Origin of the sequence: Streptomyces omiyaensis, from assembly GCF_014650895.1 — a bacterium.
GTDB lineage: Bacteria > Actinomycetota > Actinomycetes > Streptomycetales > Streptomycetaceae > Streptomyces > Streptomyces omiyaensis.
Genome location: NZ_BMVV01000003.1, coordinates 571,049 through 580,818 on the forward strand (window position 1 = coordinate 571,049; position 9,770 = coordinate 580,818).

The window sequence follows — 9,770 nt, forward strand, 5'->3', positions numbered from 1 at the left end:
ACCGTCCCGCGCCACACGGGCGCGCGGACCAAAGACGAACGTAGGAGAAACCCATAGTGGAGAACGAGACCCACTACGCCGAGGCCGTCATCGACAACGGTTCCTTCGGCACCCGCACCATCCGTTTCGAGACGGGCCGTCTCGCCCGCCAGGCCGCCGGCTCCGCCGTCGCCTACCTCGACGACGACACCATGGTGCTCTCGGCGACCACCGCCTCCAAGCGCCCCAAGGACCAGCTCGACTTCTTCCCCCTCACGGTGGACGTCGAGGAGCGGATGTACGCGGCCGGCAAGATCCCCGGCTCCTTCTTCCGCCGCGAGGGCCGTCCCTCCGAGGACGCCATCCTCACCTGTCGCCTGATCGACCGCCCGCTGCGCCCGTCCTTCAAGAAGGGCCTGCGCAACGAGATCCAGGTCGTCGCCACGATCATGGCGCTCAACCCCGACCACCTGTACGACGTCGTCGCGATCAACGCCGCGTCCGCGTCCACCCAGCTGGCCGGCCTGCCCTTCTCCGGCCCGATCGGCGGCGTCCGCGTCGCGCTGATCCAGGGCCAGTGGGTCGCCTTCCCGACCCACACGGAGCTCGAGGACGCCGTCTTCGACATGGTCGTCGCCGGCCGTGTCCTGGAGGACGGCGACGTCGCGATCATGATGGTCGAGGCCGAGGCCACCGAGAAGACCATCGCCCTCGTCAAGGGCGGCGCCGAGGCGCCGACCGAGGAGATCGTCGCCGCGGGCCTCGAGGCCGCGAAGCCGTTCATCAAGGTCCTCTGCAAGGCCCAGTCGGACCTCGCCGCGAAGGCCGCCAAGCCCGAGGGCGAGTTCCCGATCTTCCTGGACTACCAGGACGACGTGTACGCCGCGCTCTCCGACGCCGTCCGCGGCGAGCTGGCCCAGGCGCTCACCATCGCCGGCAAGCAGGACCGCGAGGCCGAGCTGGACCGCGTCAAGGAGATCGCCGCCGAGAAGCTCCTCCCGGCCTTCGAGGGCCGCGAGAAGGAGATCTCCGCCGCGTACCGCTCCCTGACCAAGGCCCTGGTCCGCGAGCGCGTCATCAAGGACAAGGTCCGCATCGACGGCCGCGGCGTCACGGACATCCGTACGCTGGCCGCCGAGGTCGAGGCCATCCCGCGCGTGCACGGCTCCGCCCTGTTCGAGCGTGGCGAGACCCAGATCCTGGGCGTCACCACCCTCAACATGCTCCGCATGGAGCAGCAGCTGGACACCCTCTCCCCGGTGACCCGCAAGCGCTACATGCACAACTACAACTTCCCGCCGTACTCCGTCGGCGAGACCGGCCGCGTCGGCTCCCCGAAGCGCCGCGAGATCGGCCACGGCGCGCTCGCCGAGCGCGCGATCGTGCCGGTCCTCCCGACCCGCGAGGAGTTCCCCTACGCGATCCGCCAGGTGTCCGAGGCCCTCGGCTCCAACGGCTCGACGTCCATGGGCTCCGTCTGCGCCTCCACCATGTCGCTGCTGAACGCCGGTGTGCCCCTCAAGGCCCCGGTCGCCGGCATCGCCATGGGCCTGATCTCCCAGGAGATCAACGGCGAGACGCACTACGTCGCCCTCACCGACATCCTCGGTGCGGAGGACGCCTTCGGCGACATGGACTTCAAGGTCGCCGGCACCAAGGAGTTCGTCACCGCCCTCCAGCTCGACACCAAGCTGGACGGCATCCCGGCCTCCGTCCTGGCCGCGGCCCTCAAGCAGGCCCGCGACGCCCGCCTCCACATCCTCGACGTGATGATGGAAGCGATCGACACCCCGGACGAGATGTCCCCCAACGCCCCGCGGATCATCACCGTCAAGATCCCCGTGGACAAGATCGGCGAGGTCATCGGCCCCAAGGGCAAGATGATCAACCAGATCCAGGAGGACACCGGCGCCGAGATCACGATCGAGGACGACGGCACCATCTACATCGGTGCCGCCGACGGCCCGGCCGCCGAGGCCGCCCGCGCCACGATCAACGGCATCGCCAACCCGACCATGCCGGAGGTCGGCGAGCGCTACCTGGGCACGGTCGTCAAGACCACCACCTTCGGTGCCTTCGTCTCCCTGCTCCCGGGCAAGGACGGCCTGCTGCACATCTCGCAGATCCGCAAGCTCGCCGGCGGCAAGCGCGTGGAGAACGTCGAGGACGTGCTCGCGATCGGCTCCAAGGTCCAGGTCGAGATCGCCGAGATCGACCAGCGCGGCAAGCTCTCCCTGATCCCCGTGATCGAGGGCGAGGACGAGAAGAAGGACGACGCCTCCTCGTGACGTCCCGTAGTTCCGCGACGACGGCCCGCCCCTCCTCCGAGGGGCGGGCCGTCGCCCGTACCCAAACGCTTCTCCCGGGCAAGGACGGCATCGGCACCGTCCGCCGCACGACCCTCCCCGGCGGCCTCCGCATCGTCACCGAGACCCTTCCGTCGGTGCGCTCGGCGACCTTCGGCATCTGGGCCCACGTCGGCTCCCGCGACGAGACGCCGGCGCTCAACGGCGCCACCCACTACCTGGAGCACCTCCTCTTCAAGGGCACCGGCCGGCGGTCCGCCCTCGACATCTCCTCCGCGATCGACGCGGTCGGCGGCGAGATGAACGCCTTCACGGCGAAGGAGTACACCTGCTACTACGCCCGGGTCCTCGACACCGACCTGCCGCTGGCGATCGACGTCGTCTGCGACATGCTCACGGGCTCGCTCATCCTCGACTCCGACGTGGACGCCGAGCGCGGCGTGATCCTCGAGGAGATCGCGATGACCGAGGACGACCCCGGTGACGTGGTGCACGACCTCTTCGCGCAGACCATGTTCGGCGACACCCCGCTGGGCCGCCCGGTCCTCGGCACCGTCGACACGATCAACGCGCTCACCCGCGGCCAGATCGCCCGCTTCTACAAGAAGCACTACGACCCGACCCACCTGGTGGTCGCCGCCGCGGGCAACGTGGACCACGCCACGGTGGTGCGCCAGGTCCGCCGCGCCTTCGAGCGCGCCGGCGCCCTCGGCCGCACGGACGCCGCCCCGATCGCCCCGCGCGACGGCCGGAAGACCATCCGCGCGGCCGGCCGGGTCGAGCTCCTGGGCCGGAGGACCGAGCAGGCGCACGTCGTCCTCGGCATGCCGGGACTGGCCCGCACCGACGACCGCCGCTGGGCGCTCGGCGTGCTGAACACCGCCCTCGGCGGCGGCATGTCCTCCCGCCTCTTCCAGGAGGTCCGGGAGAAGCGCGGCCTGGCCTACAGCGTGTACTCGTACACCTCGGGCTTCGCCGACTGCGGACTCTTCGGCGTGTACGCGGGCTGCCGCCCCAGCCAGGTCCACGACGTGCTGAGGATCTGCCGGGACGAGCTCGACCGGGTGGCCTCCGAGGGCCTCACGGACGAGGAGATCGCCCGCGCGGTCGGCCAGCTCTCCGGCTCCACCGTCCTCGGCCTGGAGGACACCGGGGCCCTGATGAACCGCATCGGCAAGAGCGAGCTCTGCTGGGGCACGCAGATGTCGGTGGACTCCATGCTGAGCACGATCGCGGCCGTCACCCCGGACGAGGTCCGGGAGGTCGCCCGTGACGTACTGACCCAGCGGCCCTCGCTCTCGGTGATAGGCCCGCTCAAGGACAAGCAGGCGGACCGCCTCCACCAGGCCGTCTCCTGACCTCCACCTCCAAAGGAAGAAGTGCGATGAGCAAGCTGCGCGTGGCCGTCCTCGGCGCCCGGGGCCGGATCGGCTCCGAGGCCGTCAGGGCCGTCGAGGCCGCCGAGGACATGGAGCTGGTCGCGGCCCTCGGCCGCGGCGACAAGCTGGAGACCCTCGCCGAGGCGGGTGCCCAGGTCGTCGTCGAGCTGACCACCCCCGACTCGGTCATGGCCAATCTCGAGTACTGCGTGGGCCACGGCATCCACGCGGTGGTCGGCACCACCGGCTGGACCGAGGAGCGCCTCGCGCAGCTGGACGGCTGGCTCGCCGCCTCCCCGGAGACCGGCGTCCTCATCGCGCCGAACTTCTCCATCGGCGCGGTCCTCACCATGAAGTTCGCGCAGATCGCGGCGCCGTACTTCGAGTCGGTCGAGGTCGTCGAGCTGCACCACCCGCACAAGGTGGACGCCCCCTCGGGCACCGCCACCCGCACCGCCCAGCTGATCGCCAAGGCCCGCGCCGAGGCCGGCCTGGGCGCCCAGCCGGACAACACCCGCACCGGGGTCGAGGGCGCCCGCGGCGCCGACGTCGACGGCGTCCGGGTGCACGCGATCCGTCTGGCGGGCCTGCTGGCCCACCAGGAGGTGCTGCTCGGCGGCGAGGGGGAGACCCTCACCGTCCGCCACGACTCGCTGCACCACTCCAGCTTCATGCCGGGCGTGCTGCTCGGTGCCCGCCGCGTGGTGGACACCCCGGGCCTCACGTTCGGCCTGGAGCACTTCCTGGACCTGGGCTGACGGTCATGGGCGGCAAGATCACGTACGTCTTCCTCTCCACCGTCCTCGTGCTGGTCTTCGGGGTGGTGGCGATGGAGGGCGTCCTGCTCCTCCTGACCGGCGAGCCGGCGGCCATGGGCATGGGCGCGGTCGCGTTCCTGCTGCCCTGCGTCGGCGCCTGGTTCCTCTGGAAGAACACCAGCTTCGCGCGCCGGGCCAACCGGCTGGCCGCGGAGCTGGAGGCCGAGGGCGGGCTCCCGGTCGACGACCTGCGGCGCACCGGGGGCGGCCGGATCGACCGCGACTCGGCCGACGAGGTCTTCGCCCGGCGCAAGGCCGAGACGGAGGAGTCGCCGGAGGACTGGCGCTGCTGGTTCCGGCTGGCGGTGGCCTATCACGACGCCCGTGACACCCCGCGGGCCCGCAAGGCGATGCAGCGGGCCATCACCCTCCGCGAGGGCCGGACGGTCAGCGCCTGACGCCGTACTCCGCCTGCCACGCCTCGACGGTGTCGGCGGCCCGGTCGAAGGCCTCGGTCCGGGAGAGGAAGTCGGCGTTGTGGTCGGTGAGCAGCACCAGCTGCTCACCGGCCGCCCGGTCGAGCAGCAGGGCCTGGCCCTGGACGGTGCGGGGGAAGTTCAGCCAGCGCACCGGCTGCTGGACGGTGCGGACGGCGGCCACCTTCGCCCAGGGCGTGGTGGAGGTCGCGAAGAAGCCGACGCGGCGCACCCCGGCGCGGCTCACCCAGGTGCCCATGCGCAGCAGGCGCAGCGAGGCCAGGATGATCAGTACGGCGACGCCGAAGGTGACGAACGCGGCGCCGACGGCACCCGCGGCGGCGATGATCACCGCGGCGAGCAGCACGAACGAGGCGAGCAGCAGCGCGAGCGCCGCCGCACCGACCCGGTAGGGCCCTGGACGGTACGGACGGCGCCACTGGTCGTGGTCGTCGAACGGGAGCGCGACGGCATCGGTGGTGTCGAAGGCACGGTCGGCCGTCAGGAAGGGCAGGGGCACGGCGGTTCCTCACTCACAAGCACGCTCGATGGGGCAGTGCCCGGTGAGGCTACCTCAGCGGTTGTCGGAGGCTTCGGACTGCTGCTGGCGCGTGGGCGAGTCCGTGCTGTCGAGGGAGGGCATCCCGAGGACGAGGGAACCCACGAGACCGGCGACCACGGTGAGCCCGAGCAGCGTGCGTCCGACGACCTGACCCGGACGGAGTCGTTCCCGGGGCGGCGGAGTGACGTTACTGCGGAACTCGTCGGCCTCCGACACGAACGCGAACGGTACGGCCTCGGTCCGCCTGGACATGGGTGTCACTCTCCTCGGTGGTGATGGTGCGCCTCACCGGTACAGACGAGCGAACCGAGGGTTTGGTGCCGTTTTTCACCGAAGCAGCCGAATCTCATCCTTCCGACGGAGTCGCGCTAACCTTGGCCCGCCCCACAGACGACTGGAAGGTACTCCTGGTGACCGACACCCCCACCGAGCCGGCGAAGATCGACCTTCGGAGCGACGTCACCGTCGAACTGGTCAAGAGCGCCGCGGCCGACTCCGACGTCCTGTGGGCGGCCCGGGTCTCCACGGCGGGCGAGCAGTCCCTCGACGAGCTCCAGAAGGACCCGGAGCGCTCGAAGGGCCTGATCAACTACTTGATGCGGGACCGCCACGGCAGCCCCTTCGAGCACAACTCGATGACCTTCTTCATCAGCGCCCCGATCTTCGTCTTCCGCGAGTTCATGCGGCACCGGGTGGGCTGGTCGTACAACGAGGAGTCGGGCCGCTACAGGGAGCTCCAGCCGGTCTTCTACGTCCCCGACGCCTCCCGCAAGCTGGTCCAGGAGGGCCGCCCGGGCAAGTACGTCTTCGTCGAGGGCACCGACGCCCAGCACGAGCTGGTCGACCGGGCGATGGAGGACTCGTACCGCCGGGCGTACGAGACGTACCAGGAGATGCTCGCCGCCGGCGTCGCCCGCGAGGTGGCCCGCGCGGTCCTCCCGGTCGGCCTGTACTCCTCGATGTACGCGACCTGCAACGCGCGCTCCCTCATGCACTTCCTCGGCCTGCGCACCCAGCACGAGCTGGCGGCGGTCCCCTCCTTCCCGCAGCGGGAGATCGAGATGGTCGGCGAGAAGATGGAGGAGCACTGGGCCCGGCTGATGCCGCTGACCCACGCGGCCTTCAACAAGAACGGGCGCGTCGCGCCGTAAGGCACAGATGTTCGCCCACTCTCGCGAAGTGTCCGTATTGCGACGTTTCGTGAAGTTCATCTAGGCTGATCAAACGGACCCGGCACTGCTTGAACCCCCGAGCAGGCAGTGCCGGGCTCCTCTTCTGACGTCCCCCCGAGGGGACACCCGGCGCTGAGCAGCGAGTAGCGTGTTACCCATGGCTCCGATCTCCACTCCGCAGACCCCCTTCGGGCGGGTCCTCACCGCCATGGTCACGCCCTTCACGGCGGACGGCGCACTCGACCTCGACGGCGCCCGGCGACTCGCCACCCACCTGGTGGACGCAGGCAACGACGGCCTCGTCGTCAACGGCACCACCGGCGAGTCCCCCACCACCAGCGACGCGGAGAAATCGGAGCTCGTACGCGCCGTGCTGGATGCGGTCGGCGACCGCGCCCACGTCGTCGCCGGCATCGGCACCAACGACACCCACCACTCCATCGAGCTGGCCCGCGCCGCCGAGCGCGACGGCGCCCACGGTCTCCTCGCCGTCACGCCGTACTACAACAAGCCCCCGCAGGAGGGCCTGTACCGGCACTTCACGGCGATCGCCGACGCCACCGGCCTCCCGGTGATGCTCTACGACATCCCCGGCCGCTCCGGCGTCCCGATCGACACCGAGACCCTCGTCCGGCTCGCCGAGCACCCCCGGATCGTCGCCAACAAGGACGCCAAGGGCGACCTCGGCCGCGCCAGCTGGGCCATCGCCCGCTCCGGCCTCGCCTGGTACTCCGGCGACGACATGCTCAACCTGCCGCTGCTCTCGGTCGGAGCCGTCGGCTTCGTCTCCGTCGTGGGCCACGTCGTCACCCCCGACCTCCGCGCCCTCCTCGACGCCCACCTCGCGGGCGAGGTCGGGAAGGCCACCGAGATCCACCAGAAGCTGCTCCCGGTCTACACCGGCATGTTCCGCACCCAGGGCGTGATGACCACCAAGGCCGCGCTCGCCCTCCAGGGCCTCCCGGCCGGTCCGCTGCGCCTCCCGCTCGTCGAGCTCTCCGCCCAGGAGACCGACCAGCTCAAGGTCGACCTGGCCGCCGGCGGGGTAGACCTCTGACACCGGACTTCACAACTGAACAAGGCGACAACTGAACACCGACAACAGCAAGTGCACGATTGTCATGCGCGCCACGTGCCGACCGGTACGTGGCGCGTGTGGTGAGGAGAGACTTTTGAGCCATCCGCATCCCGAACTCGGCGCCCCGCCGAAGCTGCCCCAGGGCGCCCTGCGCGTCACCCCGCTCGGCGGTCTGGGCGAGATCGGTCGCAACATGACCGTCTTCGAGTACGACGGCAAGCTGCTGATCGTCGACTGCGGCGTCCTCTTCCCCGAGGAGGAGCAGCCGGGCGTCGACCTGATCCTGCCCGACTTCACCACCATCCAGGACCGGATCGACGATGTCGTCGGCATCGTCCTGACCCACGGCCACGAGGACCACATCGGTGGCGTGCCGTACCTGCTGCGCCTGCGGCAGGACATCCCCCTCATCGGCTCCAAGCTGACCCTCGCGCTGATCGAGGCGAAGCTCCAGGAGCACCGCATCCGCCCGTACACCCTCGAAGTGGCCGAGGGCCACCGCGAGCGGCTCGGCGCCTTCGACTGCGAGTTCATCGCGGTCAACCACTCCATCCCGGACGCCCTGGCGGTCGCCATCCGCACCCCCGCGGGCATGGTCGTCCACACGGGCGACTTCAAGATGGACCAGCTCCCGCTGGACAACCGCCTCACGGACCTGCACGCCTTCGCGCGCCTCAGCGAGGAGGGCATCGACCTCCTGCTGACGGACTCGACGAACGCCGAGGTCCCCGGCTTCACGGCGCACGAGCGGGACATCTCCAACGTCCTGCGGAACGTCTTCGCCAACGCCCAGAAGCGGATCATCGTGGCGAGCTTCGCCAGCCACGTGCACCGCATCCAGCAGATCCTCGACGCCGCCCACGAGTACGGCCGCCGGGTCGCCTTCGTCGGCCGTTCGATGGTCCGCAACATGGGCATCGCCCGCGACCTCGGCTACCTCCGGGTCCCGCCGGGCCTCGTCGTGGACGTGAAGACGCTGGACGACCTGCCGGACGACGAGGTCGTGCTGGTCTGCACGGGTTCCCAGGGCGAGCCGATGGCGGCCCTGTCCCGCATGGCCAACCGCGACCACCAGATCCGGATCGTCCCCGGCGACACGGTCATCCTGGCCTCGTCCCTCATCCCGGGCAACGAGAACGCGGTGTACCGCGTGATCAACGGCCTGACCCGCTGGGGCGCCAACGTCGTCCACAAGGGCAACGCCAAGGTCCACGTCTCGGGCCACGCCTCGGCCGGCGAGCTGCTGTACTTCTACAACATCTGCAAGCCGAAGAACCTCATGCCGGTCCACGGCGAGTGGCGCCACCTGCGCGCCAACGCCGAGCTCGGCGCGATGACGGGCATCCCGAAGGACCACATCGTCATCGCCGAGGACGGCGTCGTCGTCGACCTGGTCGACGGCCGCGCCCGGATCACCGGCAAGGTCCAGGCGGGGTACGTGTACGTGGACGGCCTCTCGGTCGGCGACGTCACCGAGTCCTCCCTCAAGGACCGCCGGATCCTCGGTGAGGAGGGCATCATCTCGGTCTTCCTGGTGGTCGACTCCTCCACCGGCAAGATCACCGGCGGCCCGCACGTTCACGCGCGCGGCTCCGGCATCGAGGACTCCGCCTTCGACGCGGTGCTCCCGAAGATCGAGCAGGCGCTGAACAAGTCCGCCCAGGACGGCGTCGTCGAGCCCCACCAGCTCCAGCAGCTGATCCGCCGCACCGTCGGCAAGTGGGTCTCCGACACCTACCGCCGCCGGCCGATGATCCTCCCGGTCGTCGTCGAGGTCTGAGCCCGCAGGGCCTGACCAGCGCGGTTACGGAGCGGGGCGCCTCGATTTGCATCGGGGCGCCCCGCTCCAGTACGTTTACGGCTCCGCCAGATCGGGAAGCCCCGGCGCCGCAGTGCGTCCGGACGGCCGAACGGGAGGCGGGAAATCCGACTCAGATCTTCTGATAAAGTCGGAAAGCGCCGGAAGGCCCCGAGGAAATCGAATTCGGGACCGGAAAGCACCGAGGAAATCGGGTCGGAAAGATCTGATAGAGTCGGAAACGAAGGAAGCGCCCGGAGGG

Annotated in this window: 9 protein-coding genes; 7 read left to right on the plus strand and 2 right to left on the minus strand. The window is 70.1% G+C overall.

Annotation, left to right across the window (positions count from 1 at the left end):
• The first annotated feature begins 56 nt into the window (after positions 1 to 56).
• The 4 genes from IE287_RS08120 to IE287_RS08135 are packed head-to-tail and all read left to right on the plus strand — an operon-like array spanning position 57 to position 4,880.
• The gene (locus IE287_RS08120; RefSeq protein WP_189848206.1) at positions 57 to 2,267 is read left to right on the plus strand and encodes a polyribonucleotide nucleotidyltransferase; all 2,211 of its coding nucleotides are present in this window, start codon (positions 57 to 59) and stop codon (positions 2,265 to 2,267) included.
• The gene (locus IE287_RS08125) at positions 2,264 to 3,643 is read left to right on the plus strand and encodes a M16 family metallopeptidase (protein ID WP_189848207.1); all 1,380 of its coding nucleotides are present in this window, start codon (positions 2,264 to 2,266) and stop codon (positions 3,641 to 3,643) included. The genes IE287_RS08120 and IE287_RS08125 overlap by 4 nt, the downstream gene beginning before the upstream one ends.
• Positions 3,644 to 3,669: 26 nt before the next feature.
• The gene (gene dapB / locus IE287_RS08130) at positions 3,670 to 4,422 is read left to right on the plus strand and encodes a 4-hydroxy-tetrahydrodipicolinate reductase (RefSeq protein ID WP_189848208.1); all 753 of its coding nucleotides are present in this window, start codon (positions 3,670 to 3,672) and stop codon (positions 4,420 to 4,422) included.
• A 5-nt stretch (positions 4,423 to 4,427) separates the two neighbouring features.
• Positions 4,428 to 4,880, plus strand: coding sequence for a hypothetical protein (locus IE287_RS08135; RefSeq protein WP_189848209.1), 453 nt, complete (start codon positions 4,428 to 4,430; stop codon positions 4,878 to 4,880).
• Here IE287_RS08135 and IE287_RS08140 read toward each other — a convergent pair.
• Together IE287_RS08140 and IE287_RS08145 are read right to left on the minus strand one after the other, a co-directional pair.
• Positions 4,870 to 5,418, minus strand: coding sequence for an SCO5741 family PH domain-containing membrane protein (locus tag IE287_RS08140; RefSeq protein ID WP_189848210.1), 549 nt, complete (start codon positions 5,416 to 5,418; stop codon positions 4,870 to 4,872). The genes IE287_RS08135 and IE287_RS08140 overlap by 11 nt on opposite strands.
• A gap of 54 nt (positions 5,419 to 5,472) precedes the next feature.
• Positions 5,473 to 5,712, minus strand: coding sequence for a hypothetical protein (locus IE287_RS08145; RefSeq protein WP_189848211.1), 240 nt, complete (start codon positions 5,710 to 5,712; stop codon positions 5,473 to 5,475).
• 158 nt (positions 5,713 to 5,870) lie between these two features.
• On the opposite strand from IE287_RS08145, the gene thyX reads away from it, so the two are divergent.
• The 3 genes from thyX (at position 5,871) to IE287_RS08160 (ending at position 9,490) form a co-directional block, all read left to right on the plus strand.
• Positions 5,871 to 6,611 carry an FAD-dependent thymidylate synthase gene (gene thyX / locus IE287_RS08150; RefSeq protein WP_189848212.1) on the plus strand — a complete coding sequence of 247 codons (741 nt, stop codon included), beginning with the start codon at positions 5,871 to 5,873 and terminating at the stop codon, positions 6,609 to 6,611.
• A 178-nt stretch (positions 6,612 to 6,789) separates the two neighbouring features.
• Entirely contained in the window at positions 6,790 to 7,689 is a 900-nt protein-coding gene (gene dapA, locus IE287_RS08155) for a 4-hydroxy-tetrahydrodipicolinate synthase (RefSeq protein WP_189848213.1), read from the plus strand.
• Positions 7,690 to 7,804: 115 nt separating this feature from the next.
• The gene (locus IE287_RS08160; RefSeq protein ID WP_189848214.1) at positions 7,805 to 9,490 is read left to right on the plus strand and encodes a ribonuclease J; all 1,686 of its coding nucleotides are present in this window, start codon (positions 7,805 to 7,807) and stop codon (positions 9,488 to 9,490) included.
• The last annotated feature ends 280 nt before the right edge of the window (positions 9,491 to 9,770 follow it).